23 protein-coding genes are annotated in these 24,871 nt (G+C 68.1%); 7 read left to right on the forward strand and 16 right to left on the reverse strand.

From position 1 onward, the window contains the following. Nucleotides 1-4: 4 nt before the first annotated feature. The 4 genes from yccS to QLQ85_RS21435 form a co-directional block, all read right to left on the reverse strand. Nucleotides 5-2,173 carry a YccS family putative transporter gene (gene yccS, locus QLQ85_RS21420; protein WP_282740851.1) on the reverse strand — a complete coding sequence of 723 codons (2,169 nt, stop codon included), beginning with the start codon at nucleotides 2,171-2,173 and terminating at the stop codon, nucleotides 5-7. Between the two features lie 111 nt (nucleotides 2,174-2,284). Beyond that, the gene (locus QLQ85_RS21425; RefSeq protein ID WP_282740852.1) at nucleotides 2,285-2,641 is read right to left on the reverse strand and encodes a hypothetical protein; all 357 of its coding nucleotides are present in this window, start codon (nucleotides 2,639-2,641) and stop codon (nucleotides 2,285-2,287) included. Between the two features lie 77 nt (nucleotides 2,642-2,718). Next, on the reverse strand, nucleotides 2,719-2,994 hold the full coding sequence (locus QLQ85_RS21430) for an HU family DNA-binding protein (RefSeq protein WP_102626621.1): 276 nt from the start codon (nucleotides 2,992-2,994) through the stop codon (nucleotides 2,719-2,721). Between the two features lie 228 nt (nucleotides 2,995-3,222). Beyond that, the gene (locus tag QLQ85_RS21435) at nucleotides 3,223-4,383 is read right to left on the reverse strand and encodes an FAD-dependent oxidoreductase (protein ID WP_282740853.1); all 1,161 of its coding nucleotides are present in this window, start codon (nucleotides 4,381-4,383) and stop codon (nucleotides 3,223-3,225) included. Nucleotides 4,384-4,492: 109 nt separating this feature from the next. Between QLQ85_RS21435 and QLQ85_RS21440 the strand changes: the two genes are divergently transcribed. The 5 genes from QLQ85_RS21440 (at nucleotide 4,493) to QLQ85_RS21460 (ending at nucleotide 8,882) form a co-directional block, all read left to right on the forward strand. Beyond that, the gene (locus tag QLQ85_RS21440; RefSeq protein WP_407650431.1) at nucleotides 4,493-5,059 is read left to right on the forward strand and encodes a chorismate--pyruvate lyase family protein; all 567 of its coding nucleotides are present in this window, start codon (nucleotides 4,493-4,495) and stop codon (nucleotides 5,057-5,059) included. A 37-nt stretch (nucleotides 5,060-5,096) separates the two neighbouring features. Continuing rightward, the gene (gene ubiA / locus QLQ85_RS21445; RefSeq protein WP_282740854.1) at nucleotides 5,097-5,993 is read left to right on the forward strand and encodes a 4-hydroxybenzoate octaprenyltransferase; all 897 of its coding nucleotides are present in this window, start codon (nucleotides 5,097-5,099) and stop codon (nucleotides 5,991-5,993) included. A gap of 87 nt (nucleotides 5,994-6,080) precedes the next feature. After that, nucleotides 6,081-6,770 carry a phosphate regulon transcriptional regulator PhoB gene (gene phoB / locus QLQ85_RS21450; RefSeq protein ID WP_282722555.1) on the forward strand — a complete coding sequence of 230 codons (690 nt, stop codon included), beginning with the start codon at nucleotides 6,081-6,083 and terminating at the stop codon, nucleotides 6,768-6,770. Between the two features lies 1 nt (nucleotide 6,771). Next, nucleotides 6,772-8,109, forward strand: a complete 1,338-nt coding sequence (gene phoR, locus QLQ85_RS21455; RefSeq protein ID WP_282740855.1) for a phosphate regulon sensor histidine kinase PhoR — start codon at nucleotides 6,772-6,774, stop codon at nucleotides 8,107-8,109. Between the two features lie 200 nt (nucleotides 8,110-8,309). After that, nucleotides 8,310-8,882, forward strand: a complete 573-nt coding sequence (locus QLQ85_RS21460; RefSeq protein ID WP_258364192.1) for a TetR/AcrR family transcriptional regulator — start codon at nucleotides 8,310-8,312, stop codon at nucleotides 8,880-8,882. Nucleotides 8,883-9,065: 183 nt separating this feature from the next. Here the strand turns inward: QLQ85_RS21460 and preA are convergent, their stop codons facing one another. Genes preA through QLQ85_RS21480 form a run of 4 tightly spaced genes read right to left on the reverse strand, consistent with a single transcriptional unit; the run spans nucleotide 9,066 to nucleotide 14,172 of the window. Continuing rightward, nucleotides 9,066-10,382: an NAD-dependent dihydropyrimidine dehydrogenase subunit PreA gene (preA, locus tag QLQ85_RS21465; RefSeq protein ID WP_282740856.1), complete on the reverse strand. Its 1,317-nt coding sequence runs from the start codon at nucleotides 10,380-10,382 to the stop codon at nucleotides 9,066-9,068. Beyond that, a complete protein-coding gene (locus tag QLQ85_RS21470; protein ID WP_282740857.1) occupies nucleotides 10,379-11,770 on the reverse strand; it encodes an NAD(P)-dependent oxidoreductase in 1,392 nt (463 codons plus the stop codon). The genes preA and QLQ85_RS21470 overlap by 4 nt, the downstream gene beginning before the upstream one ends. 45 nt (nucleotides 11,771-11,815) lie before the next feature. Further along, entirely contained in the window at nucleotides 11,816-13,258 is a 1,443-nt protein-coding gene (gene hydA / locus QLQ85_RS21475) for a dihydropyrimidinase (RefSeq protein WP_282740858.1), read from the reverse strand. A gap of 47 nt (nucleotides 13,259-13,305) precedes the next feature. Next, nucleotides 13,306-14,172 carry a nitrilase-related carbon-nitrogen hydrolase gene (locus QLQ85_RS21480; protein WP_282740859.1) on the reverse strand — a complete coding sequence of 289 codons (867 nt, stop codon included), beginning with the start codon at nucleotides 14,170-14,172 and terminating at the stop codon, nucleotides 13,306-13,308. A gap of 610 nt (nucleotides 14,173-14,782) precedes the next feature. On the opposite strand from QLQ85_RS21480, the gene QLQ85_RS21485 reads away from it, so the two are divergent. Further along, nucleotides 14,783-16,294 carry an NCS1 family nucleobase:cation symporter-1 gene (locus tag QLQ85_RS21485; RefSeq protein WP_282740860.1) on the forward strand — a complete coding sequence of 504 codons (1,512 nt, stop codon included), beginning with the start codon at nucleotides 14,783-14,785 and terminating at the stop codon, nucleotides 16,292-16,294. A 57-nt stretch (nucleotides 16,295-16,351) separates the two neighbouring features. Here the strand turns inward: QLQ85_RS21485 and QLQ85_RS21490 are convergent, their stop codons facing one another. The 7 genes from QLQ85_RS21490 to QLQ85_RS21520 form a co-directional block, all read right to left on the reverse strand. Next, nucleotides 16,352-16,831 carry a copper chaperone PCu(A)C gene (locus QLQ85_RS21490; protein ID WP_102626569.1) on the reverse strand — a complete coding sequence of 160 codons (480 nt, stop codon included), beginning with the start codon at nucleotides 16,829-16,831 and terminating at the stop codon, nucleotides 16,352-16,354. A 65-nt stretch (nucleotides 16,832-16,896) separates the two neighbouring features. After that, complete coding sequence (gene cysZ / locus QLQ85_RS21495) at nucleotides 16,897-17,628, reverse strand: sulfate transporter CysZ (protein ID WP_282740861.1); 732 nt, start codon at nucleotides 17,626-17,628, stop codon at nucleotides 16,897-16,899. Between the two features lie 95 nt (nucleotides 17,629-17,723). Further along, nucleotides 17,724-18,452, reverse strand: a complete 729-nt coding sequence (gene phoU, locus QLQ85_RS21500) for a phosphate signaling complex protein PhoU (RefSeq protein ID WP_282740862.1) — start codon at nucleotides 18,450-18,452, stop codon at nucleotides 17,724-17,726. Nucleotides 18,453-18,475: 23 nt separating this feature from the next. Further along, nucleotides 18,476-19,291 carry a phosphate ABC transporter ATP-binding protein PstB gene (gene pstB, locus QLQ85_RS21505; protein ID WP_282740863.1) on the reverse strand — a complete coding sequence of 272 codons (816 nt, stop codon included), beginning with the start codon at nucleotides 19,289-19,291 and terminating at the stop codon, nucleotides 18,476-18,478. Between the two features lie 36 nt (nucleotides 19,292-19,327). Beyond that, a complete protein-coding gene (pstA, locus tag QLQ85_RS21510) occupies nucleotides 19,328-20,896 on the reverse strand; it encodes a phosphate ABC transporter permease PstA (RefSeq protein ID WP_282740864.1) in 1,569 nt (522 codons plus the stop codon). Beyond that, nucleotides 20,893-22,122, reverse strand: a complete 1,230-nt coding sequence (locus QLQ85_RS21515) for an ABC transporter permease subunit (RefSeq protein ID WP_282740865.1) — start codon at nucleotides 22,120-22,122, stop codon at nucleotides 20,893-20,895. Before QLQ85_RS21515 ends, pstA begins: the two co-directional genes overlap by 4 nt. Nucleotides 22,123-22,187: 65 nt before the next feature. Further along, nucleotides 22,188-23,132 (reverse strand): PstS family phosphate ABC transporter substrate-binding protein, encoded by a 945-nt coding sequence (locus QLQ85_RS21520; protein ID WP_282740866.1) that lies wholly within the window; start codon nucleotides 23,130-23,132, stop codon nucleotides 22,188-22,190. 155 nt (nucleotides 23,133-23,287) lie between these two features. Here QLQ85_RS21520 and QLQ85_RS21525 point away from each other — a divergent pair, with 155 nt between their 5' ends. Beyond that, nucleotides 23,288-23,695 (forward strand): acyl-CoA thioesterase, encoded by a 408-nt coding sequence (locus QLQ85_RS21525; RefSeq protein ID WP_282722546.1) that lies wholly within the window; start codon nucleotides 23,288-23,290, stop codon nucleotides 23,693-23,695. Nucleotides 23,696-23,756: 61 nt separating this feature from the next. Here QLQ85_RS21525 and QLQ85_RS21530 read toward each other — a convergent pair whose 3' ends face one another. Further along, on the reverse strand, nucleotides 23,757-24,857 hold the full coding sequence (locus QLQ85_RS21530) for a TRAP transporter substrate-binding protein (protein ID WP_282740867.1): 1,101 nt from the start codon (nucleotides 24,855-24,857) through the stop codon (nucleotides 23,757-23,759). Nucleotides 24,858-24,871: the final 14 nt, after the last annotated feature.

Consider the following 24,871-nt stretch of genomic DNA (forward strand, 5'->3'; position numbering starts at 1 on the left):
GCGGTTATCTCGCCACCAGCTGCGTCGCCGCCTCGCGCAGCGGGCCCAGCTGACGACCGATCAGCGCCAGCTGGGTCTGCAGCAAGCGGCGCGCCCCCTGGGTCTCCTCACCGGCCAGCCGTTCCAGACGAGCCGTCAGCATCCCGAACGCCTCGTCCTCGCCGGCGACCGGCTCACGCCGGTCCAGGCCGCGGGCCAGGCGCTCGAGCGACGCCTCGATCGCCGTGGCCAGCTCCCCGATCGGGGCATCGCGCGTACCCTCGCCCTCGCCACGATGGGCCCCCAGGGTGGAGAGGTAGTTGAGCAGCGTATGGGAGTGGAGCAGGAAGCGCAGCCCGGTGTCGGCATCCTTGCGGAAGGGCCCGGGCTCCTGCAGCACGTTGCCGAGCAGCGTCGAGAGCTCCGCGTCGGCGTTGTGGGCATTGCGCCGTGCCAGCCGATAGCCGAGATCGTCGCGCTTGCCCTGGTCGTACTGATCGAGGATCGCCCCCAGGTAGGCGCGATTGGCGGCCAGGGCTGCCGCCGCCTGGCGGTGTAGCCGGCGGCCCTGCCAGTCGGGCAGGATCAGCAGCACCGCCAGCCCGGCGATGCCCGCCCCCAGCAGGGTGTCGAACAGTCGCGGCCAGATCAGCCCGAAGCCGTCGCCGACCTGATTGAAACAGCACAACACCATCAGGGTGATCGATGCCGTGGCCAGGGTATAGTGGCGGCCGCGCAGGGCGAAGAAGGCGACCCCGGCGAACACCGCGATGGCGGCCTGCACCAGCGGCGCCGGGAACAGGGTGATCAGCGCCCAGCCTGCCAGCAGGCCGAGCACCGTGCCCTGGATGCGCTGCCACAGGAAGCGCCGGGTAGCGCCGAAGCTGGGGCGACAGACGAATACGCTGGTCAACAGGATCCAGTAGCCCTGGGTGGGATGGATCAGGTGCAGGACGCCGTAGCCGGTCACCAGGGTCACGGTCAGGCGCAGGGCGTGGCGGAACACCGGCGAACCCGGCGTCAGCTGGGCGAGAATGCGCTCGCGAACGTCCTTCACGCCGCGGGGAGTGCGATCGTAGAGAGTGTCGTCGCCGCCCTCCGCCCCGAGCTCGGGCTGCTGGGCTCCGGCCAGGGCGCGCTCCAGGGTCGCCAGGTTGGCGACCAGCGCCTCCAGGGAGTGCAGCAGGTCACGCCACTCGGGGCGTCCCTGGGCCCGCAGGTGAGCCACCGAGGCGTCGAGATCCTCCAGGGCCCGCCCACTCTGGGCATGGTCGAAGGAGCGATTGAGCAGTAGCGCCCGGCTCAGCGCCTTGCAGGCCCGCCCCTGCTGGTCGAGCAGGCGCTGGGCGCGGAACAGCACGTCATGGTGGAAGAAGGCCGCGGCCAGGTCGACATAGGGATAGTGGGTGGAGCTGGCACGCTCGTGGATGTCCTGGGCGATGAAGTAGAGGTGGAGGTAACGGTCCAGCTTGCCGCCGTCGCGCTGGCCCGGCAGGCGCCGGAAGAGCATCTCCTTGGCCTGATTGAGCGCCTCGACCACCCGACCGTTCTGTCGCGCCAGCGCCAGGCGGCGGGCCTCCACGTCGAGATCGCGGAGCGGCTCGAACAGCGCCGACTTGAGCACCAGATAGCGGGCGAGTTCGCGGAACACCTGCGCCAGGGCCTGCTTGAGGGGCTGGCGCGAGAAGAGCGCGCTCCACACCACCGAGATCGCGCCATACCAGGCGGCCCCCGCCACCAGCAGCGCCGGCTCGTGCCACAGCTCGTCGAGGGCGGCGCCGCCACGCTGCTCGAGACCGATCATGGTGTAGATCGCCAGGATCAGCGTCGCACTGGCGATGGTCGCGTAGCGCTGGTTCACCGCACCGAGCATGGTCATGGCGAAGGTCGAGAGCGCCAGGCCGGTGGCGAAGAGCCAGGGCCGGTCGAACAGCAGCTCGACGGCCAGCGCCGCCACCGTGAAGCACCCCAGGGTTACCAGCAGCGCCCGCAGCCGGTCCTGCCAGTTGTCGTCGGTCTCGGCCAGGGCGCTGGCGATGATGCCCAGGAACAGAGGGATCAGGCTGGCCATGTCGCCACGCCACCAGCACAGCACCATCACCCCGGCCAGGGCGATGAACACTCGCAGGCTGTAGGCGAAGGGCTCCAGGGTCCAGAGGTGTCGCAGGGCTTGGGAGAGGGGAGTCGACGGCATACGTTCCGGTCGTGGCGGTCAGCGCGAGGGCGAGCGCCGCAGAAATCAGACGTTAGTATAAGCCACTACGGCGTGTCGCGGGGACCGAGCCGTACGCTGTCCGCTCCTCGCCTAGAGATGCCTGAGCAGCTTCTGCAGTTTCTGCAGGTCGCCGGAGTCGCCGACCAGACGCACCTTGCCGGCGATCATGCCGTCGAGGAACGCCTGCTGGGTGGGCTTCTTCATGATCCTGAGGGCCGTGGCCTCGTCCTCGAAACGCAGCTCGAGATCGAGATCCACCGGCAGCCCCGCCCCCGCCCGGATCCCGCGGGGCGACATGCGGTAGAAGCGGGCGACGGAGAGATCCTCGGTGGCGATGCCCCAGTCGAGGCCTCGCATTTCGGTGAGCAGTTCGCGGAAGCGGGGCTTGCGGCGCAGGGCGCGCTTGAGCAGCAGTCCCAGCAGCCAGAGCATCAGTCGCAGCTTCATGTCGGTTCCGCCGCCCGGGGGGTGAAGGGGGATCGGCCTGCGGCCCGCGTTTCCGCGGGCCGTTGTATAGCACCGCCTTACTTGGCGACGGCGTCCTTGAGCCCCTTGCCCGGCTTGAAGGCCACGGTCTTGCTGGCCGGAATCTTGAGCGGGGCTCCGGTCTGGGGGTTCTTGCCGGTCCGAGCGGCACGCTCGCGTACGGTGAAAGTACCGAAACCGATCAACGAGACATCCTGTCCCTGGGACACGCTGCCGGTGATCTCGTCGAGGATGACGTTGAGCACCTGGCTCGCCTTGTCCTTGGAGAGATCGGCACGCTCGGCAATCGCCGCAGCGAGTTCTGGTTTACGCATACAGCCCTCCTGGTATTGGCTTGAGTCCCGACGAAATCGCTCGCCGGTGTTGTTGTTGATATCTGAGTCGATGAAACCCTGCTCCTGCATCACTCGCATGCGGCCTCCCCGCAACACTCGCCTTCGCCACGGGCGACGGGCCCACGGGATGACGACATGCGAATGACACCTACCAGCAACGGTGCAGCAGACCCGGCCAGATCGCCGGAGGCGCCGTCGTTGACGACACTAGCCTAGCAACGGCGGGGCCGCCCGCGCCAGTTCGACTTTCCGACGGACGCAGGCTCCTGTCAACGCAAAACCGATCAAACGTCCGTCCTCGGCCTCGGCGAAGGCGGCCAGATCGCCGCCTTGGCCCTCGATGCGCCAGCGTGCCGGCGCTCGCGTGGGCGGCAGCGCCACCACCGGCAGCAACGGCGTCTTGACCAGCACCGGCCAGGCCCCATAGGCCACCGGCGTGGGGGTCCCGGCAAGGGTCCTGGCCAGGGCCTTGGCACCGGCCTGCAGCGGCAGGACGAACATCGCGTTGATCCCGTCGACGCAGGCCACGTCGCCCAGCGCAAAGATCCCCCGGGCCGAGGTGGCGAGCAGGCGGTCGGTATGGATCCCCTTGACACCGACCTCGAGGCCTGCGGCCTCGGCCAGGGCGGCACGCGGCCGCAAGCCGGTGGCCACCAGCACCAGGTCGGCCTCGAGCCGGCTACCGTCGTCCAGTGCCAGCCCGACCTCGCTGCCCAGCGTCTCGAATGCGGCCAGGGTGCGTCCCAGGCGAAGGCGCATGCCGGCGCCGGCGAAGGCCTCGCCCAGGGCCCGGCCCAGCGGCTCCGGCAACAGCCGTGGCAAGGGAGCACGCTCCGGCGCCACGAGGCTCACCCGATGGCCGCCGGCGATCAGGTCGTTGGCGAACTCGCAGCCCACCAGGCCGACACCGACGATCGCCACCCGTGCCGGGCGGCCGAGTGCCGTCAAGGCGGCGTGAAAGCCCCGGTAGTCGTCCAGGTCGTTGATGGTGAAGATGCGATCGTGCAGCGCCTGGGGAATATCGAAGGGCAGTGCCGGGGCCGCCCCGGTGGCCAGCACCAGCTCGCTCCAGGCCAGCGTCTCGGCGCCGATGCTCAGGGTACGGGCCCGTGGCTCGATGGCATCGACCCGGGTATGGGTGCGCACCACGGCCCCCAGCCGGTCGGCCACTTCCAGCGCCGAGCGAGTCGCCAGGCGCTCCGGGGGCAGATGCTTGGCGAAGCCGGTGGAGAGCAGCGGCTTCGAGTAGTCGTCGCCACCGTCGGCGGTGATCAGGGTGACGGGGCGCTCGGCGTCCAGGGCCCGCAACTGGCGGAGCAGGCCGAAGCCCGCCATGCCGGAGCCGATGATGGTGAGGGGTGCGCTCATGGAATTCCTTGCACGATTGCCGCCGGACGCTTGCGCCGGGCTGCCACAGGGAAGCGTGTCGGAACGACATGTTACACTATGCGCCCCCCGGCCGACCTGGATAGACAACGTGACGCGGAGCGACCCGGTGCACGACGACCAGACGCCCGAGACCCGCCCCCCTCCCGGCTGGCGGCCCCTGGCGGCGGCCCGTCCGGCGATGAGCCCCGACTGGTGGCGGTGGGTCGCCTCACGCGACTCCCTCACCGCGCGCTTGATCGCCGCCGGCGGCGAGCGGCGCTTCCGGGTCCGGCTGCTCGACCAGCGGCTGATTCGCCCCCGGCACGACGAGGCCCGGGTACTGGGCCTTCCCTACCCCCGCCTTGCCTGGTGCCGCGAGGTCGCGCTCTGCCTCGACGGGCACCCCTGGGTGGTGGCCCGCTCGGTGGCACCGTTGGCCCGGTTGCGTGGCCAACGCCTCGAGCGGCTCGGCGAGCGTTCGCTGGGCAGCTGGCTGTTCCGCCAGCCGGGCCTGGAGCGCAGCCCCATCGAGATCACCGCCGCACCGCCGCCCTTCCATGCGGCCAGCGGCCCCTGGGGGCGACGCTCGGTGTTCCGCCACGGCCGCTTCGCGGTCCTGGTGCAGGAGTTCTTTCTCGAGCGCATGGCAGATGACCTGGGGCTGCCTTCGCGCTAGGCTCCGTGGCAGCCAAACCGGATATCACGAGGACGAGATGGACCGATCCCTGATGCGCCCCAAGGGCCTGGCCCGAGTGCCCGACTTCCTGCACCTGACGCGCCTCGACCGCCCGATCGGCACCTGGCTGCTGATGTGGCCCACCCTCTGGGCCCTGTGGTTCGCCGCCGAGGGCGTGCCCGGCCGCGACGTGCTGCTGATCTTCGTCGCCGGGGTCTACCTGATGCGTGCCGCCGGCTGTGTGGTCAACGACTATGCCGACCGCCACTTCGACGGCCACGTCAAGCGCACCAGGCACCGCCCCCTGGCCACCGGGCGTATCAGCGAGGGCGAGGCCCAGGCGCTGTTCCTGCTCCTGGTGATCGCCGCCTTCGTGCTGGTCTGGTTCACCAACCCGTTCACCGTGATGCTCTCTCTGGTGGGCGTGGTGCTGGCCTTCATCTACCCCTTCATGAAGCGCTACACCCACCTGCCGCAGCTGTTCCTGGGCGCCGCCTTCTCCTGGGCGATCCCCATGGCCTTCGGCGCGGTGCTGGGACGGGTCCCGGCCGAGGCCTGGCTGCTGTTCCTCGCCAACGTGGCCTGGACCGTGGCCTACGACACCGAATACGCCATGGTCGACCGCGACGACGACCTGAAGATCGGCATCAAGTCCACCGCCGTGCTGTTCGGCCACGCCGACCGGCTGATGATCGGCCTGCTGCAGGGGCTGACGCTGGTGTTGCTGGGCTGGGCCGGCTCACGCCTGGCGCTGGGCGGCTTCTTCTGGGTGGGGCTGGCGGCCATGGCGGCGACCTTCATCCATCAGCAGTTCCTGATCCGTCACCGGGATCGCGAGCGCTGCTTCCAGGCCTTCCTCAACAACCACTGGTCGGGCCTGGTGGTGTTCGCCGGTATCGCGCTCAGCCTCTGGCCGGCGCTGGAGGGCGGCTGAGCCTGGCGCGGCACGGCACTGTCACGTTATTGTCACAAGGACATGCTGTCATCGTCATCGACCCGTCATTGACCACGAGGCCCCGGGATGACCGCCAAGACCGTTCTGATCGTCGATGATGAAGCACCGATCCGCGAGATGATCGCGGTGGCACTGGAGATGGCCGACTATCGCGTGCTCGAGGCCGACAACGCCCAGGCCGCCCACGCCATGGTCGTCGACCACCAGCCCGACCTGCTGCTGCTCGACTGGATGATGCCCGGCACCAGCGGCATCGAGCTCGCCAGGCGCCTCAAGCGCGAGGAGGCCACCGCCGAGTTGCCGATCATCATGCTCACCGCCAAGGGCGAGGAGGACAACAAGATCCAGGGCCTCGAAGCCGGCGCCGACGACTACATCACCAAGCCCTTCTCGCCGCGGGAGCTGGTGGCGCGCCTCAAGGCCGTGCTGCGTCGCTCCACGCCGCGGGGCGTGGAGGATCCGGTGGAGGTCGACGGACTGCTGCTCGACCCGGTCAGCCACCGGGTCAGTTCCGCCGGCCGCGCCCTGGAGATGGGGCCCACCGAGTACCGCCTGCTGCAGTTCTTCATGACCCATCAGGAGCGCGCCTACACTCGCAGTCAGCTGCTCGACCAGGTGTGGGGCGGCAATGTCTATGTCGAGGAGCGTACCGTGGACGTGCATATCCGCCGCCTGCGCAAGGCACTGGGCGACGCCCACCAGCATCTGATCCAGACCGTGCGCGGCACCGGCTACCGTTTCTCCGCCAAGGGTTGACGTGCGCCCCTGGAGCCGTGAACTCTGGCGCCTGGGCCTGCTCGCCGGCATCGGCGCCCTGGCAGGCTGGACGTTCTCGGCCCCCGGCCTCGGACTCGCCGCCGGCCTGGCCCTCTGCCTGCTCCACCACCTGCGCCAACTGCACGCCCTGCGCACCTGGCTGACCCACAACCCCCATGCCGATCCCCCCGCCGCCAGCGGCCTGTGGGGCGAGCTGTTCGACCGCCTCTACCGTTACCAGAAGGGCCAGCGCCTCACCCAGAGCCGGCTGCGCAGCACCCTCAAGCGCATCCAGGAATCCTCCGAGGCGATGCACGACAGCGTGGTGATGCTCGACCGTCACGGCGATCTGGAGTGGTGGAACAGTGCCGCCACACGGATGCTCGGCCTGGAGGCCGCCCACGACCGTGGCCAGCACGTCACCAACCTGATCCGCGACCCGCGCTTCGTCGACTACTTCCACGCCCGCGATTACCGCGAGCCGTTGACCCTGCCCTCGCCGATCGACGAACGGCTGATCCTGCAGTTCCAGATCACCCTCTACGGCGACGACGAGCGGCTGCTGATGGCCCGCGACATCACCCGCCTGCACCGCCTGGAGGAGATGCGCCGCGATTTCGTGGCCAACGTCTCCCATGAGCTGCGAACGCCCCTGACCGTGCTGACCGGCTATCTGGAGACCTACCACGACCTGGTCGAGGGCCTCCCTCCGCGCCTGGTCCGCGGCCTGTCCCGGATGCAGGAGCAGACCACGCGCATGCAGAACCTGGTCAACGACCTGTTGCTGCTCTCGCGGCTGGAGATCGACCAGGGCGGCGACGACCACGCGCCCCTGGCCATGGACACCCTGCTGGAGAGCGTACGCCGCGATGCCGAGGCGCTCTCCGCCGGGCGCCAGCGAATCACCGTGGAGGTCGAGGAAACGCGGCGACTGATCGGCAGCGAGCAGGAGATCCGCAGCTCCATCTCCAACCTCGCCTTCAACGCCGTGCGCTACACCCCCGAGGGGTGCCGGGTCACCCTGCGCTGGAGGCCCCACCCCCAGGGCGCCTGCCTGGAGGTGGAGGACGACGGCGACGGCATCGACCCGGTGCATCTCCCCCGGCTCACCGAACGCTTCTACCGGGTCGACAAGGGGCGCAGCGCCGCCAGCGGCGGCACCGGCCTGGGCCTGGCCATCGTCAAGCACGTGCTGTTGCGCCACGACGCCCGCCTGGAGATCGACTCCCGCCCCGGCCACGGCGCCCTGTTCCGCTGCGTTTATCCGGCCGCCCGCCTGGCGGCACCCGCCGCCGTCGCCCCGGCCAGTCCACGCGGCTCGCTCGATCCCGCGCCCTAGGCACCCTCGCTGTCGCCGTGGTGGCTACTTGTGTATGATCCGAGTATAGGCTTGTTTTTTATCGATTTTCCGAAAGGGCCCATGGCGTGCCATGGGCAGGCGATCGGAGCGGAACGCCAGCGACACACGGGCTGGCGGCAAGGTACCCCCAGATGGCAAGAAAACAGGATGAAATACGGCGCCACAATCGGGGGAAAATCTTGCTTGCCGCCGAGCGCGTCTTCGCCGAGAGAGGCTACGCCGGCGCCTCGATGGGCGACATCGCCAGACTCGCCGAACTTCCCAAGTCCAACGTGCACTACTACTTCGCCACCAAGGAAGTGCTCTACCGCGAGGTGCTGCTGGAGCTGCTGGAGGTCTGGAAGCAGGATGCGCTGTGCTTCGAACTCTACGACGACCCACGCATCGTGCTCTCGACCTATATCCGCGCCAAGATGATGCACTCCCGCAACCGCGCCCACGGCTCCAAGGTGTGGGCGGCAGAGGTGATGCAGGGTGCCCCGATCCTGCAGGAGCACCTGCGCGACAACCTCTACGAGTGGGCCAAGCTCAAGGAAGCCAAGATCCGCGAGTGGATCGAGGCGGGCGCGATCCTGCCGGTGGAGCCCTCCCACCTGCTCTACATGATCTGGGCCTCGACCCAGCACTACGCCGACTTCGATCACCAGATCGCCCTGCTCAACGACGACCGCCCCCTCGATGACATGCAGTTCGAGAAGGCGGTCCAGTCGGTGATCTCGGTGATACTGCGCGGTATCGGCCTGACCCCCTAGCAGCCTGTCGGACTTAACGCTGATCTACTGCGAAACCCGGGCTTTCGGCCAATTTCACTCGATCTGATTCGTTAAATAGCTCGCTATTCGCCTCATCAGATCGATAAACTTGACTCGAAATCCGTATTTCTCGCGACGATCGGTCAAGTCCGACAGGCTGCTGGGCGACGAGCTCCGGTGTCGTCAGCCGGCCCGGCGGAAGGGATTGCGCGGGTCCTGATCCCAGCTCAGGTAGGGCTTGCCGGTTTCCTGGGGCAGCATGGTGATGCAGTCCTGCACCGGGCAGGTGATCTGGCACAGGTTGCAGCCCACGCACTCCTCCTCGATCACCTCGTAGCGCCGTGCACCGCCGGGGTCGACCCGCTTGGCGATCGACTGGTGCGAGGTGTCCTCGCAGGCGATGTAGCAGCGCCCGCACTGGATGCACGACTCCTGGTCGATGTGGGCGATGGTCCGGAAGTTCATGTCGAGGTGCTTCCAGTCGGTGGTGTTGGCCACCGCCCTGCCGGAGAACGCCTCGATCGAGCGGTAGCCCTTCTCGGCCATCCAGCGCGACAGCCCGTCCTTCATCTCCTCGACGATGCGGAAGCCGTCCAGCATGGCGGCGGTGCACACCTGCACGCTGCCGGCACCGAGCGCCACGAACTCCGCGGCATCGCGCCAGCTGGAGATGCCGCCGATGCCCGAGATCGGCAGGTCGCGGGTGGGGGCATCGCGGGCGATCTCGGCGACCATGTTCAGCGCGATGGGCTTGACCGCGCTGCCGCAGTAGCCGCCGTGGGTGCTCTGCTCGCCCACGGTGGGCCTGGCGACCATGGCGTCGAGGTCGAGACTGGTGATCGAGTTGATGGTATTGATCAGCGACACCGCATCGGCCCCGCCGCGCAGGGCGGCCTGGGCGGCCACACGGATGTCGGTGATGTTGGGGGTCAGCTTGACGATCACCGGCTTGGCGTAATACCGCTTGCACCAGCGGGCGACCTGCTCGATCAGGTCGGGATTCTGGCCCACCGCGGCGCCCATGCCACGCTCGGGCATGCCGTGGGGACAGCCCAGGTTGAGCTCGATGCCGTCGGCCCCGGTGGCCTCCACCAGCGGCAGGATATGCTGCCACGCGGCCTCCTCACACGGGACCATGATCGACACGATCAGCGCGCGGTCCGGCCACGCCTGCTTGACCGCAGTGATCTCGCGCAGGTTGACCGCCAGCGGACGGTCGGTGATCAGCTCGATGTTGTTGAAACCGAGCACCTCGCGGTTCCTGCCGAAGTGCGCCGAGTAGCGCGACGAGACGTTGACCGCGGGCGGATCCTCGCCGAGGGTCTTCCACACCACGCCGCCCCAGCCGGCCTCATAGGCGCGCACCACGTTGTAGGCCTTGTCGGTGGGGGGGGCCGAGGCCAGCCAGAAGGGGTTGGGGGCCTTGATACCGGCGAAGTCGATGGACAGATCGACGCCATTGACGAGCCCGGTGTCGGGCCCTTGGGGAAGAGTCGTCATGCGGCCTCCTGCTTGGCCAAGAGATCCTGGTGGATGGCGTGGGCGGCGAGCTTGCCGTGCTGCACGGCCTGGACGGTGAGGTCCTGGCCGGGGGCCACGCAGTCGCCGCCGGCATAGACCCCCGGCAGCGAAGTGCGAAACGCCGCGTCGACCCGGATGCGCTCGCCGTCGCGGGCCAGTTCGCTGGCCGCCGGGTCGCCGAGGCTGGCGCCGTCGAAGCCCTGGCCGATGGCCCCGAACACGGCGTCGGTGGCGAGCTCGAAGGTCTCGCCGGTGCCGACCAGCCGTCCCTCGGCGGTGCGGGTCTTCTCGAAGCGCATGCCGGCCACGCGCCCCCCGGCGTCGAGCAGCACTTCCACTGGCTGCGCCCAGGTCACCATGCGCACGCCATTGGCCTTGGCGATCTCCTGCTCATGGCCGGTGGCCGACATGGCCTCGACGCCACGGCGATAGACCAGGGTCACCTCGTCGGCGCCCAACCGGGCCATCTGCGTCGCCATGTCGATGGCGGTGTTGCCGGCGCCGATCACCACGCAGCGCCGGGCCAGCGGCAGCCGGGTCAGGTCGTCGGCCTGACGCAACTCCTTGATATAGCTCACCGCCGGGGCCAGCCCCGGGGCATCCTCGCCGGTCAGCCCCAGCCAACGGCTGGTGCCCAGGCCGAGGCCCAGAAACACGCCGTCGTAATCGGTGCGAAGTCGCGCCAGGCTCAGGTCATGGCCCAACCGCTGACCATGACGGATCTCGATGCCACCGATCTCGAGCAGGAATTCCACCTCCTGGCGGGCGAAGTCATCGGTCATCTTGTAGCGGGCGATGCCGTACTCGTTGAGGCCTCCAGGCTTGGCCTCGGCCTCGAAGATGGTCACCCGGTGGCCGAACATCGCCAGGCGGTGGGCACAGGCCAGGCCTGCCGGGCCGGCACCGACCACCGCCACATGGCGACCGCTGTCGGCGGCGCGCTCGAACGGATGCGCGTCGAAGCGCATATGATCGGTGGCGTGGCGCTGCAGCAGGCCGATCAGTACCGGCTGGCACTCGGCGTCTTGGTTGCGCACGCAGCTCCGCTCGCAGAGGATCTCGGTGGGACAGACCCGGGCGCAGCTGCCGCCGAGGATGTTCTGCTCGAGGATGGTGTGCGCGGCGCCGTTGATATTGTGCTCGCCGATCTGGCGGATGAAGCGCGGGATATCGATGTCCGACGGGCAGGCCTCGATGCAGGGGGCGTCGTAGCAGTACAGGCAACGCTGACTCTCGATGATTGCCTGGCGCTGGGTCAGCGGTGGATGCAGGTCGCTGAAGTTGGCCTCCAGCGCCTGGGGTGACATGCCCGGACGATCGGCGAGCGCATCGCCGACCCGGGGCAGATGGGTCAGGTCATGATTCACGGTGGTTACCTCTGTTGTTGTCGTGGGCCTGTCGGGGGCCTGCTTCTAGGAGCGTTTCACCGGCTTGGGCGCATTGAGCTCGGCGCGGCGTTCCAGCAGTTCATACACCCCCGGGTAGGCCGGCCGCTCGAGGTAGCGACCCGCGCCACGCTCGGCGCGCAGCTCACCGTCGCGCCACACCCATTTGCCGCGGCTGACGGTGTGGCGCGGAATGCCGCGGACCGTCTTGCCCTCGAAGATGTTGAAGTCGACGTTCTGGTGGTGGGTCTCGGCCGAGATGGTGCGGGTGCCCGCGGGGTCCCACACCACCAGGTCGGCGTCGGCGCCCACCTGCACCGCCCCCTTGCGCGGGTAGAGGTTGAAGATCCTGGCGGTGTTGGTGGAGGTCAGGGCGACGAACTCCTGCATCGACAGCTTGCCGCTGTTCACGCCCTCCTCCCACAACACCGCCATGCGATCCTCGACCCCGGCAGTCCCGTTGGGGATCCGGGTGAAGTCCTCGCGTCCGGCGGCCTTCTGCTCGGCGCAGAAGCAGCAGTGATCGGTGGCGGTGGTCTGCAGGTTGCCGGACTGCAGGCCGTGCCACAGCGCCTCCTGGTGGCCCCTGGGCCGGAACGGCGGGCTCATCACATGCGCCGCGGCGCGCCCCCAGTCGGGGTCGAGATAGACGCTGTCATCGAGCACCAGGTGGCCGGCCAGGCACTCGCCGTAGACCGGGTGGCCCTGCCGGCGGGCATAGGCGATCTCGTCGACGGCGTCCCGGGTCGAGACGTGTACCAGGTAGATCGGCGCGCCCAGCGTGCTGGCGATGCGGATCGCCCGGCTGGCGGCCTCGCCCTCGACCTGGGGCGGGCGCGACAGGGGGTGCGCCTCCGGCCCGGTCATGCCCTCGGCGAGCAGCTTCTGCTGCATGTGGTAGACCAGCTCGCCGTTCTCGGCATGCACGGTGGGCACCGCACCGAGTTCCAGGCAGCGCGAGAAGCTCTCCACCAGGATGTCGTCGGTGGCCATGATCGCGCCCTTGTAGGCCATGAAGTGCTTGAAGCTGTTGACGCCGTGCTCACGCACCAGGGTCCCCATCTCCTCGCGGACGCTGTCGTCCCACCAGGTGATGGCGACGTGGAAGGCGAAGTCGGCGGCGGCCTTCTCGGCCCAGCCCTGCCAGGTCTCGAAGGCCTCCAGCAGCGACTGCCCGGGGCTCGGGATCACGAAGTCGATGATCGAGGTGGTGCCGCCGGCCAGGGCGGCGGCGGTGCCGGTATAGAAGTCCTCGCTGGCCACGGTGCCCATGAACGGCAGCTGCATATGGGTGTGGGGGTCGATGCCGCCGGGCATCACATACATGCCACCGGCGTCGATCACCTCGCAGCCTGCCGGGGTGTCGAGGTCGGCGCCGATGGCCTGGATCTTGCCGTCGTCGCAGAGGATATCGGCGCGGTAGGTGTCGCTATCGGTGACCACGGTGCCACCGCGAATCAAGAGGGTCATGGGGGGTCTCGCTCGATTGTCGTTGTGGTGGGGGACTCGCCGTCGGGTCACTCCCCGTCGGTCAGGCGCGCATAGGCCTCCGGTCGGCGGTCGCGGAAGAACTGCCAGTTGTTGCGCACCTCGCGGACCATCTCGAGGTCGATCTCGTGAATCAGCAGTTCGTCGTCCTTGTCGCTGGCCTGGGCTTCGATCTGGCCGCGGGGGTTGACGATGTAGCTCGAGCCGTAGAATTCGCCGATGTTCCAGGGGGCCTCGGTGCCGACCCGGTTGATGGCGGCAATGAAGCAGCCGTTGGCGGCGGCGGAGGCCGGCTGCTCGAGTTCCCACAGGTACTGGGAGAGCCCGGCCACCGTCGCCGAGGGGTTGAAGATCACCTCGGCACCGTTGAGCGCCAGGGCGCGCCAACCCTCGGGGAAGTGGCGGTCGTAGCAGATGTAGACGCCGATCCTGCCGTAGGCGGTATCGAACACCGGCCACTCGGACCTGCCGGGCTTGAAGTAGAACTTCTCCCAGAAGCCGGCGACCTGGGGGATATGGGTCTTGTGGTACTTGCCCAGGTAGCTGCCATCGGCATCGAATACCGCGGCGGTGTTGTAGTAGACACCGGTCACGGTCTCTTCAAAGACCGGCACGATCATTACCATGCGGTGCTCGGCGGCGAGCCTCTGCATCATCCGGCAGGTCGGGCCCTCGGGCACGCGCTCGGCGGCGGCGTACCACCTGGGGTCCTGGCTGGGACAGAAATAGGGCTGGTTGAAGACTTCCTGGAAGCACAGCACCTGCACACCGGCATCGGCGGCCTGCTGGATCAGCGGCAGGTGGGCCTCGTTCATGGCCTCGCGAATCGCCTCCGGCTCGAGGTCGGTACTGGCCTTGAGACCCATCTGGATCAGGCCGATTTTCATCTTCTGCATGGTGGCTCACCCGAATCGTAGTTGTTGTCGGACCCTGGAGGACCGGAAGGTGGACCTCACGCCCCCTGGGGCTGGGTTAAAAAAGCTGTCTCAAGAGACAGCTTTTTGAAGCTAGACCCTTGCAAGGGACTCCTGCAAGTCATTTTTTCCTTTCGCTTCACCTTCCTTCAAGTCATTGTATTCAAAGAGTAATCCTGGATTTCAGCGGTTCTCTTCACCAAGCGGGTGAGCGGCTGCACCCGCATGAAGCCCCGTCAAATTCTCCACAAATAATAATAAAAACAAGTAGTTAATAAAAATAACCGAGGATTTTATTTAGACGGCTAATCGACCTTGAACCATGATGAAAACTGACTAGCCTGTCATGAAGCGTGAAAACATCCACGGTATCGGGAGCCGTTACGCAGGCCTTCCGGCCTTCTGAATTCCTGTCGATATCGTCAGTTTTTTCTGGAATTCATCGAGTTGCTGCCCATGCCCGAAGGAGGCGCGAAGGGTACCGTGACGCCCTGGCTCCGCCTTGGCAGCAACTGGGCACGCTTATTGCCTCGTGTTTGGCACGGTCGCCAGCCAGGCATGGTGAAATCATCCAGTGACGAGGAGAACAACAATGACCGCCAAGTCATCGAAGATGTTGAACAAGCAAGGCCTGATCGAACTCGAGGTGGGCGATGACGTCCGCGACAGCCCACGCTTCAACGCCGATATCGCCCCGACCAAGGCGCACGAACGCACCTGGTCGAAATGGAACATCGCCGCCCTGTGGGTGGGAATGTCGATCTGTGTGCCGACCTACACCCTGGGCGGGGTGCTGACCGCCTACTTCGGCCTCAGCGTCGGCGAGGCCCTGTTCGCGATCCTGCTCGCCAACGTGATCGTACTGATCCCGCTGACCCTCAATGCCTTCCCCGGCACCCGGTTCGGCATCCCCTTTCCGGTGGTACTGCGCTCGTCGTTCGGCATCCTCGGCTCGAATGTGCCGTGCCTGATCCGGGCGCTGGTCGGCTGTGGCTGGTTCGGCGTACAGACCATGTTCGGGGGCCTGGCCATTCACCTGCTGCTCTCGGCGATCTTCCCCCCCTGGCGGGCGCTGGAGGGCGTCGGCGAGGTGATCGGCTTCTTCGTCTTCGGGGCCATGAACCTCTACGTGGTGATTCGCGGCGCCGAATCGATCAAGTGGCTGGAGACGCTGGCGGCCCCGCTGTTGCTGGCGGTGGGTGTCGGCTTGATGTTCTGGGCCTGGCCGCACATGTCGATGACCGAGCTGTTGGCGCAGCCGCCGTCGCGCCCCGAGGGGGCGCCGGTCTACGGCTATTTCTTCGCCGGGCTGACCGCCATGGTCGGTTTCTGGGCCACGCTGTCGTTGAACATTCCCGATTTCAGCCGCTTCGCCCGAAGCCAGAAGGACCAGATCGTCGGCCAGGTACTGGGCCTGCCGCTGACCATGTTCTTCTTCGCCGCCCTGGGGGTGGTGATGACCGCCGCCTCGGCGTCGCTGGTGGGCCAGACCGTCGCCGACCCGGTCAACCTGATCGGCATGATCGACAATCCGTTCTGGGTGAGCATCGCTATGGTCCTGATCATCGTGGCGACCCTGTCCACCAATACGGCGGCCAATATCGTCTCGCCGACCAACGATTTCCAGAACGTGGCGCCGACGCTGGTCGACCACACCCGTGGGGTGCTGATCACCGGCCTGGTGGGGGTGCTGCTGATGGGCTACGACCTGCTCCAGAAGGCCGGCATCATCGCCTCCGGCGTCTCGCTGGAAAGCATGTATTCCAATTGGCTGCTGGGGTATTCCAGCCTGCTGGGGCCGATCGCCGGGATCATGGCGGTGGACTATTTCCTGATCAAGCGCCAGCAGCTCGACGTGCCGAGCCTGTATCGGGATGGGCAGGCCTACCCGGCCGTCAATGTCGCCGGCTTCATCGCCTTCGGCATACCGGTGTCGCTGACCCTCCTGTCGCTGACCACCGGCACCCTGTACTGGTTCTACGACTACGGCTGGTTCACCGGCTCGCTCCTCGGGGCGGTCATCTACTACGTGGCCAGCCTGTTGCTGTCACCGCTGCCGGCCGTCACCGCGGCCACCGGCATAGAGATCGACAAGCTGCCCTGACCCCTGGGCCGGCGGGCTTCCCTGCCCCGTGGCGTCTCGCCGCGGGGCAGCTCCGCCTCAGTGATGGTGATCCGCCGCGTCCCCGCTGCCCTCCCGGGCGCCCTGTACCCAGACCTCCACCTCGATCTCGCCGCGTTCGGCGAACTCCAGGGTCAGCGGGAAGCGCTCGCCCTCGTTGAGCGGGGTGACGAGGTTCATCAGCATCAGGTGATAACCGCCGCCCGGACGCATGGTCTGGAGGGTGCCGGCGGGGATATCGATCCGTTCGACCCGGCGCATCCGCATCACGCCGTCGTCCATGGACATGTCATGAAACTCGACCGTCTCGCTCGCCGGACTGCGGGCGCCCACCAGCACGGCGGGCTCATCACCCTCCACGCCGATGTCCACATAGGCCGCGCCGTGGGGCACGCCGGGCGGTGCCGGTGTGGCGAAGGGGTGGCTGACCCGCACGTCATCCAGGCGATAGTCGTGGGCCGTGGCGACGGTGGAGAGCACCAGGCCGGCGGCCAGCAGCAGGGAGGCGATCACGCGCATCTTGCATGGGTCCTTGTCGGTGTTGGGGTTTGCCTGAGGATAGCAGGTCGCTCCGGGGAGGCCGCTCAATGCGGCGAAAGATCGCACTGGCCACGATAGTGGCGTTCCCACATCAGCACCGCGGCGGCCACGGCGCCGGGCAGCAGGAAGAGGTTGGCCAGCGGGATCCAGGTGATCAGGGTCACCCAGCCGCCGTAGCTCAGCGTCGGCCACCAGCGGGCGGCGAGGCGGCGGCGCATGTCGGCGAAGCTCACCTTGTTGTTGTCCATGGGATAGTCGAGGTAGGTGATGGCCATGATCCAGGCCGAGAAGGCCAGCCACAGCAGCGGGGCGACCAGATTGAGCAGCGGGATCCAGCTGATCACGAACAGCAGCGCCATGCGCGGCAGGATGTAGGCCAGCTTGACCAGCTCGCGGCCCAGGGCGTCCACCGCAGTCCTCGCCAGGCCCCGGTCGTCCAGCGGCGGCCGGCCGGTGGCGACCACCTCGACCTTCGCCGCCAGGAAGCCATAGAAGGGCGCGGCGATCAGGTGGGTCACCAGGGTGAAGGTGAAGAACACGATCAGCACCAGGCCGATCACGAACAGCGGCCAGATCAGCCAGGAGAGCCAGGCGAGCCACCCCGGCACCATGGCCATCCACCCGTCGAGCCAGAGACCGAAATTGGCCAGTACGTAGTGCAGCATGGCCGCATAGACCAGCAGGTTGACGACGATGGGCACGAAGACATAGCGGCGCAGGCCGCGACCATAGACCAGCCGGGTACCGCGGGAAAGGGCCGAGAAGGCATCGAGCATGGGGGGTCCTCGAAGGCAGCAGCGCACTCAAAACACGACAGGCCACCGCCCGGAGGCGGTGGCCTGCGTCATTGACGGCCAAACCGGCCTGCCGGTCAACCCTTGCGGGTCAGCGACTGCTCGTCGAGTTCGTCCGGGTCGGTGTGACGGATGTCGAGCCCCTTGACCAGATAGACCACATACTCGGCCAGGTTGTTGGCATGATCGCCGATGCGCTCCAGGGCGCGCAGGATCCACATCACGCTGAGCACCGGCGAGATCGCGCGGGCGTCCTCCATCATGAAGGTCATCAGCGCGCGCATGGCGCTCTGGTACTCGCTGTCCACCTGCTCGTCCTCGTGGACCACCTTGAGGGCCAGCTCGGTATCGAAACGGGCGAACGAGGTCAGGGCATCGCGCACCATCATGCGCACATGCTCGCTGATCAGCCTCACCTCGACGAAGCCGCGGGAACCGTTGTCGGACTCCACCAGGCCGATGGCGTTGCGGGCGATCTTGCTGGCCTCGTCGCCGATGCGCTCGAGGTCCGAGGCGGCGCGGATCACCGCCAGCACCAGGCGCAGGTCGGACGCCGCCGGCTGGCGGCGGGCCAGTACCCGGGTGCACTCCTCGTCGAGACGGATCTGCATGGCGTTGACCTGATTGTCGTTGTCGATCACCCGCTCGGCCAGGCGGGTATCGCCGTCGAGCAGCGCGGTGACCGCGTCCTGGACCTGCTTCTCGACCAGCCCCCCCATGGCCATCAGGCGGGTCTTGAGCTCCTCGAGCTCCTGGTTGAATTGCCGGGAGATATGCTGGCTATGCGTATCGCTGGTGATGTCCATGGGGCTCTCCTGGGGGCAGGGCGTCAGGCCATGCGCCCGGTAATGTAGTTCTCGGTACGCCGCAGGCGCGGGTTGGTGAACAGGTCGTCGGTGGGGCCGTACTCCACCAGCTCCCCCTCCTGCAGGAAGGCGGTGTAGTCGGAGACCCGCGCCGCCTGCTGCATGTTGTGGGTGACCAGCACCAGGGTCAGCTGCGACTTGAGATTGCGGATCAGTTCCTCGATCTTCAGCGTCGAGATGGGGTCCAGCGCCGAGGCCGGTTCGTCGAGCAGCAGCACCTCGGGCCTCACCGCCAGGGTCCGGGCGATCACCAGGCGCTGCTGCTGGCCACCGGACAGCGACCAGGCCGAGGCCCTCAGGCGATCCTTCACCTCGTGCCACAGCGCCGCCGAGGTTAGCGCCCACTCGACCACGTCGTCCATCTGGCGCCGGCGCATCCCGCCCAGCAGGCGCAGGCCGAAGGCCACGTTGTCGTAGATCGACATCGGGAAGGGGTTGGGCACCTGGAACACCATGCCCACCCGCCGCCGCAGCTCGGCCACGACCACCTCGGGGGCGTGGATGTCACGCCCCTCGAGCAGGACCTTCCCCTCGTGGCTGACCTCCTCGTTGAGGTCGTGGAGGCGATTGAGTGCCCGCAGCAGAGTCGACTTGCCGCAGCCCGAGGGACCGATGAAGGCCGTCACCCGATGCCGCGGCACCCGCAGGGTGAGACCCCGCAGCGCCGGCTTGTCGCCATAGGCGAGGCTCAGGCCCTCGATCTCCAGGCAACAGGCCTCGCGGTCGAAGTCGATGATCGGGCCGGACACGGTCGATCGCGGCTGCACAAGCACGGACATCGAGCTCACTCCTCCCGGCGCCACGGCGCCCGACGATCAGACACGCGGCAGCGCTCCATGACGCACCTTCAGATGATGGCGCAGAAATATTGCAGTCAGGTTAAGCACCAGGATCACCAGCACCAGCAGCAGCGCGGTGGCATAGACCAGTGGCAAGGCGGCCTGGACATCGCCGCCGTGGAAGGCCGTGTCGAAGATGTGGTAGCCCAGGTGCATGAACTTCCTTTCAAGATGCAGGAAGGGAAAGTCACCGTCCACCGGCACCTGAGGCGCCAGCTTCGCCACCCCCACCAGCATCAGCGGCGCCACCTCACCGGCGGCCCTCGCCACCGCCAGGATCACCCCGGTGAGCATCGCCGGCGCCGCCATGGGCAGCACCACCCGGGCGAGCATCTCCAGGCGGGTGGCCCCCAGGGCCAGGGCGCCCTCGCGCTGATGGTCGGGGATCCGTGCCAGCCCCTCCTCGGTGGCGACGATCACCACCGGCAGGGTCAGCAGCGCCAGGGTCAGCGAGGCCCACAGCAACCCCCCGGTGCCGAAGGTCGGCGAGGGCAGCGTCTCCTCGAAGAACCAGGCGTCCAGCGCACCGCCGATGCCGTGGACGAATATCCCCAGGCCGAAGACGCCATAGACGATCGACGGCACCCCGGCCAGGTTGCGTACGGCGATGCGCACCAGCCGGGTGAGGCGTCCCTGGTGCGCCACCTCGTTGAGATAGATCGCCGCGAGCACGCCGAAGGGGGTGACCAGCACCGACATCAGCAGCACCATCAGCACGGTGCCGAAGATCGCCGGCCACACCCCGCCGGCGGTATTCGCCGCCCGCGGCCCCTCGGCGAGGAAGCGCCAGACGCCCTGCCCCCAGGCGGCGAGCTTCTCGACCGGCGACATGGCATTGGGCCGCCAGGCACGCAGCACCTCCACCAGCGGCTGCTCCAGCCGTCGACCGTCGGCACTCTCCAGCACCAGGCGATCACGGCCCATCTCGGCCCGGAGCTCGCGCAGCCGGGCATTGGCCCGGGCCAGGTCACGGCTCGCCTCGGCGTCGGGGCCGCTCGCCAGTCGTGCCGCCAGCGGCAGGATCGTCTCCCGGCGCAGCCCGGCCTGTTCGTCACGCAGCGCCTCCAGCTCGTCGAGACGCGCCTGCAACGTGGGCCAGGCCGCTTCCCCCCTACCGAGCGGGCGTCCGTCGCGCTCCACCGCCAGCAGCCGGCCGATGAAATCCCCCCAGCGACGACGCTCCAGCACCACCAGCTCATCCGGATGACTCACGTCGGCGATCGCCTCCAGCGCCACCCAGGTCCAGATACCGCCATCCAGATCGCGGTTAGCGGTACGATAGAGCCGCTCGCGTCCGTGGGTCCCGCCGTCCTCCACCCCCGGCAGCCGCGCCTCCTTCACCGCCTCACCCGCCAGCCGGTGGCCATCCTCGAGCTCGACCAGCGCCACCGGCGCCGGCCAGAAATGGCCCAGGCCACGCCCGGCCAGCAGCACCAGCAGGGCGCCCAGCATCAGCAACGACAGCGCCACGCTGCCCGCCGCCAGCCAGGGCCAGGGGCCCTCGCCCCGGGTCAGACGCCCCCGGATGAGATCATGAGGCATCATGGCGCGCCCCCCAGGCGCCGGTAGCGCCGCCGCAGCCGGACGCGCACCACCTCGGCCAGGGTATTGACCAGGAAGGTGAAGACGAACAGCGCCAGCGCCGCCAGCAGCAGCAGCCGGTAGTGAGTCCCGCCGAACGCGGCCTCGGGCAGCTCGATGGCGATGCTGGCGGCCATCGAGCGCATGCCATCGAAGGGGCTCAGGGTCATCAGCGCGGTATTGCCGCTGGCCATCAGCACGATCATGGTCTCGCCCACCGCCCGGCCGGCGCCGATCATCACCGCCGAGAAGACCCCGGGGCTGGCGGCCGGCAGTACCACCTTCCACAGGGTCTGCCAGCGGGTCGCGCCCATCGCCTGGGCACCTTCACCGAGGCTGTCCGGGACCCCGGACAGGGCATCCTCGGCCAGGGCGTAGACGCTCGGCATCACCGCGAACCCCATGGCCAGCCCGACGATCATGGCATTGCGGCTGGCATACTCGAGCCCCAGGCGGGTCTCCAGCCAGCCGCGCAGGTCACCGCCGAACCCGCCGGCCTCCAGCCAGGGGGCGAGGGCCAGCGCCGCGGCCACCAGCAGCAACAGCCAGGGCACCAGCCAGAGCCCGGCCCAGCCCAGCGGCAGGCCGCGGCGCAGCGGCGCCGGCAGCCGTGTCCAGAACCCACCGGCCAACAGCAGCCCCGGGGGCAGCAGCAGCACCAGCGTCAGGGCCTCGGCCAGGTGCCGCTCCACCCAGGGGGCCAGCACCAGACCGGCGATGAAGCCGATCACCACGCCGGGCAGCGCCTCCATCAGCTCCAGGGTAGGCTTGATGCGGCTGCGCAGGCGCCGCGACATGAACATGGCGGAGTGAATCGCCGCCCCCAGCGCCAGCGGCACGGCGATCACCAGTGCCCAGGCCGCCGCCTTGAGGGTTCCCCAGACCAGCGGGGGCATGCCGTACTGCGCGCGCTCCTCCGGCGAGGTCACCGTAGGCTGCCAGCGATGCCGGGGCACGTCATAGCCCTCGTAGGATTGCGGCAGCCACAGCGCCTGCCAGCTCACCTCGGTGCCGGTATCCGTCGGGGCGGACCAGAACAGCGGCACCACCTCCACCACCAGGAAGACCCCGATGGCCAACAGGGCGGCGATCACCCCGATGCCACCGACGGTGATCAGCGCGGTGGCCAGACGATCACGGCCCCGGCGCAGGCGCTGTCGCAGATGCAGTGACGGGGAGGGGTCGCTCATGGCCATGGCCTTCGAGGAGTTGCACCAGCAAAATACGACAGAATCATGACACTCCCGTGACAGGGTCAGGGGGGCTCGTGCAATCCCAGGCGTCGGCGCTGGCGTTCCAGGGTCGCCTGGGGCAGGGCGACGAAACCGAGTTCGGCGACCGTCTCCTGCCCTTCGGGCGAGAGGATCAGTTCGACGAAGGCTCGCTCGGGACCGGGCAGCGCCTCGCCCGGGGGCAGGTTGAGATAGAGGTAGAGGGTCCGGGAGAGGGGGTAGTCGTCCCGACGAACGCGCTCTGGGTCCGGCCGGACCGCCTCGCCGTCGGTATCGACCAGCGGCAGGGCGCGAACCCCCGCCGTGAGGTGATTGCGCCCGGCGTAACCGATGGCGCGCGGCGATGCCGCCACCGCCGCCACCACCGCCGCCGAGCCGGGATGCTCGTCGAGGCGGACCCGGAAGTCGCCGTTGCACAGCGCGCGTTGCCTGAACAGGCCGTAGGTGCCCGAGGCGGCATTGCGCCCATGCAGGGCGAGCCGCCCGCTCGGTCGCTCGATGCCCAGCTCGCGCCAGTGGGTGATGGCATGCCCGCCACCGCAGCGACGCGTCGCGGAGAAGATCCCGTCCAGCTCCGCCAGGCTCAGCTGCGTCAACGGGTTGTGGCGATGCACGATCACCACCAGGGCGTCCCGCGCCACCTCGATCTCCACCGGGGGATAGCCATGGCGCTCGATGAAGTCGCGGCGCTCGGCGTCGGACATGGCACGGGACATGGGGCCCAGCCGCGTCGTGCCGGCCACCAGGGCCGGCGGGGCACTGGCCGAGCCACTGGCCTGCAGCTGCAGCCGGATGCCGGGATGCCGGTCGGTGAGCTGTTCCCCCCAGCGCAGCATCAGCCCGGCCAGGGTATCCGACCCGACCGCGCCCAGGCTGCCCACCACCTCGCCGGCCATGGCCGCGGGCATCGCCAGCATCAGTATCAGCGCACCCAGCCAGCGGCGGCGTGCCTTCCCGCCTCGTTGCATGCTGTCTCCCCCGAGAAACGCCCCCTGGGGCGAGTCATGATGTCGCAATACTGGTGACGGAGCACGTCCAGCGTATACCATGCCGCTGTTGACCGGCCTATCCGGCCACAGGCCCCATGGAGTCTCACAACAACAAGTCAGGCAGACGCCCCGTCATGACCGAACTCGATGATGTACCCGCCCCCCAGGGCCAGTTGACCCTCAAGCTGCTGGCGAGCCGCCAGGACACCAACCTCCACGGCGACATCGCCGGTGGCTGGCTGGTGGCCCATATGGACCAGGCCGCCGAGCTGGCCGCCGGCCGCGAGGCCCACGGCCGCACCGCCACCGTGGCCATCGAGGCCATGGACTTCCTCTGCCCGGTGCGCGTCGGCTCGATGGTCAACATCTTCACCACCGTGCGCGAGATCGGCCACAGCTCGATCAAGATCGACGTGGAGGTGTGGATCCGCTCGCCCCAGGAGCGTGATCCGGACGAGCTGCACAAGGTCACCGAGGCCCGCTTCGTGATGGTGGCGCTGGACGACAACGGCCGCATCCGCGCCGTGCGCCAGAACGACTGACACCCCGTGACCGACATGGGCGCCACCAGGGCGCCCATGCGGCAGGAGCGGCGGACGTCTCTTATACGCCGACGTTCTCGCGCGCCTTGAGGTAGGCGTACTCGCCCACGTCGCTGAACGGCCGCACCAGCTGCTGGAAGGTCAGATAGGATTCGTACACCTTGGCCGAATCCGGGTCGCTGTCGACCTGCGCCTGGATCGCCGCCTTGGAGGAGTCGTAGAGCGCCGCCATGACGTCCTCCGGGAAGCTGCGCAGTTGTACGCCATGCTCGTTGACCAGGGTGTCCAGGGCCTGGGCATTGCGATAGGCGAATTCACTGACCATCGCCAGGTTCGACGCCATGGCGGCTTCGCGCACCACGTCCTTGAGGTCGTCGGGCAGGGCGTTCCAGGCATCCAGGTTGACGGTGCCTTCCAGGATCGCACTGGGCTCATTCCAGGCCGAGGTGTAGTAGTAGTCGGCCACCTGATGCAGGCCGAAGGCCAGGTCGTTATAGGGACCGACCCAGTCGGCGGCGTCGAGCACGCCGGTCTGCATGGAAGTGAAGATCTCGCCGCCGGGCATGTTCACCGTGGTGACGCCGATGCCGTTCATCGCCTCGCCGGCCAGCCCCGGCAACCGCAGCTTGAGGCCCTGCATGTCCTCCAGGGAGTTGATCTCCTTCTTGAACCAGCCGGCCATCTGGGTACCGGTGTTGCCCACCGGGAACGGCTTGAGGTTGTGCTTGGCGTAGACCTCGTCCCACAGCTCCTGACCGCCGCCGTGGTAGAGCCAGGCGTTGGTCTCGGTGGTGTTCATGCCGAAGGGCACGGCGGTGAAGAACTGGGAGGCCGCGACCTTGCCGCGCCAGTAGTAGGAGGCCGAGTGGCCCATCTCGGCGGTGCCGGCGGCCACCGCATCGAAGACCTCCAGCGCCGGTACCAGCTCGCCGGCCCCGTGCACGCGAATGCGCATGCGACCGTTGGAGAGCTTCTCGATGCGCTCGGCGAAGTCGTTGGCGCCGGTGCCCAGGGCGGGGAAGTTCTTCGGCCAGGAGGTCACCATGTCCCAGGTGATGGTCTCCTGGGCCTTGGCGGTGGAAACGAAGGGCGCGGCGACGGCACCGGCGGCACCGAGACCCACGGTCTTGAGGCTGTTCTTGAGAAAGAGACGGCGTTGCATGGCGAGCGTGACTC

It is taken from the genome of Halomonas kalidii (assembly GCF_030010475.1).
Classification (GTDB): domain Bacteria; phylum Pseudomonadota; class Gammaproteobacteria; order Pseudomonadales; family Halomonadaceae; genus Halomonas; species Halomonas heilongjiangensis.

Bases quoted from the DNA above. Each gene is read 5' to 3' on its own strand.
- yccS (WP_282740851.1), bottom strand. From the start codon at position 2,173: ATGCCGTCGACTCCCCTCTCCCAAGCCCTGCGACACCTCTGGACCCTG.
- QLQ85_RS21425 (WP_282740852.1), bottom strand. From the start codon at position 2,641: ATGAAGCTGCGACTGATGCTCTGGCTGCTGGGACTGCTGCTCAAGCGC.
- QLQ85_RS21430 (WP_102626621.1), bottom strand. From the start codon at position 2,994: ATGCGTAAACCAGAACTCGCTGCGGCGATTGCCGAGCGTGCCGATCTC.
- QLQ85_RS21435 (WP_282740853.1), bottom strand. From the start codon at position 4,383: ATGAGCGCACCCCTCACCATCATCGGCTCCGGCATGGCGGGCTTCGGC.
- ubiA (WP_282740854.1), top strand. From the start codon at position 5,097: ATGGACCGATCCCTGATGCGCCCCAAGGGCCTGGCCCGAGTGCCCGAC.
- phoB (WP_282722555.1), top strand. From the start codon at position 6,081: ATGACCGCCAAGACCGTTCTGATCGTCGATGATGAAGCACCGATCCGC.
- preA (WP_282740856.1), bottom strand. From the start codon at position 10,382: ATGACGACTCTTCCCCAAGGGCCCGACACCGGGCTCGTCAATGGCGTC.
- hydA (WP_282740858.1), bottom strand. From the start codon at position 13,258: ATGACCCTCTTGATTCGCGGTGGCACCGTGGTCACCGATAGCGACACC.
- QLQ85_RS21480 (WP_282740859.1), bottom strand. From the start codon at position 14,172: ATGCAGAAGATGAAAATCGGCCTGATCCAGATGGGTCTCAAGGCCAGT.
- QLQ85_RS21485 (WP_282740860.1), top strand. From the start codon at position 14,783: ATGACCGCCAAGTCATCGAAGATGTTGAACAAGCAAGGCCTGATCGAA.
- QLQ85_RS21490 (WP_102626569.1), bottom strand. From the start codon at position 16,831: ATGCGCGTGATCGCCTCCCTGCTGCTGGCCGCCGGCCTGGTGCTCTCC.
- cysZ (WP_282740861.1), bottom strand. From the start codon at position 17,628: ATGCTCGATGCCTTCTCGGCCCTTTCCCGCGGTACCCGGCTGGTCTAT.
- phoU (WP_282740862.1), bottom strand. From the start codon at position 18,452: ATGGACATCACCAGCGATACGCATAGCCAGCATATCTCCCGGCAATTC.
- pstB (WP_282740863.1), bottom strand. From the start codon at position 19,291: ATGTCCGTGCTTGTGCAGCCGCGATCGACCGTGTCCGGCCCGATCATC.
- pstA (WP_282740864.1), bottom strand. From the start codon at position 20,896: ATGATGCCTCATGATCTCATCCGGGGGCGTCTGACCCGGGGCGAGGGC.
- QLQ85_RS21515 (WP_282740865.1), bottom strand. From the start codon at position 22,122: ATGAGCGACCCCTCCCCGTCACTGCATCTGCGACAGCGCCTGCGCCGG.
- QLQ85_RS21520 (WP_282740866.1), bottom strand. From the start codon at position 23,132: ATGCAACGAGGCGGGAAGGCACGCCGCCGCTGGCTGGGTGCGCTGATA.
- QLQ85_RS21525 (WP_282722546.1), top strand. From the start codon at position 23,288: ATGACCGAACTCGATGATGTACCCGCCCCCCAGGGCCAGTTGACCCTC.
- QLQ85_RS21530 (WP_282740867.1), bottom strand. From the start codon at position 24,857: ATGCAACGCCGTCTCTTTCTCAAGAACAGCCTCAAGACCGTGGGTCTC.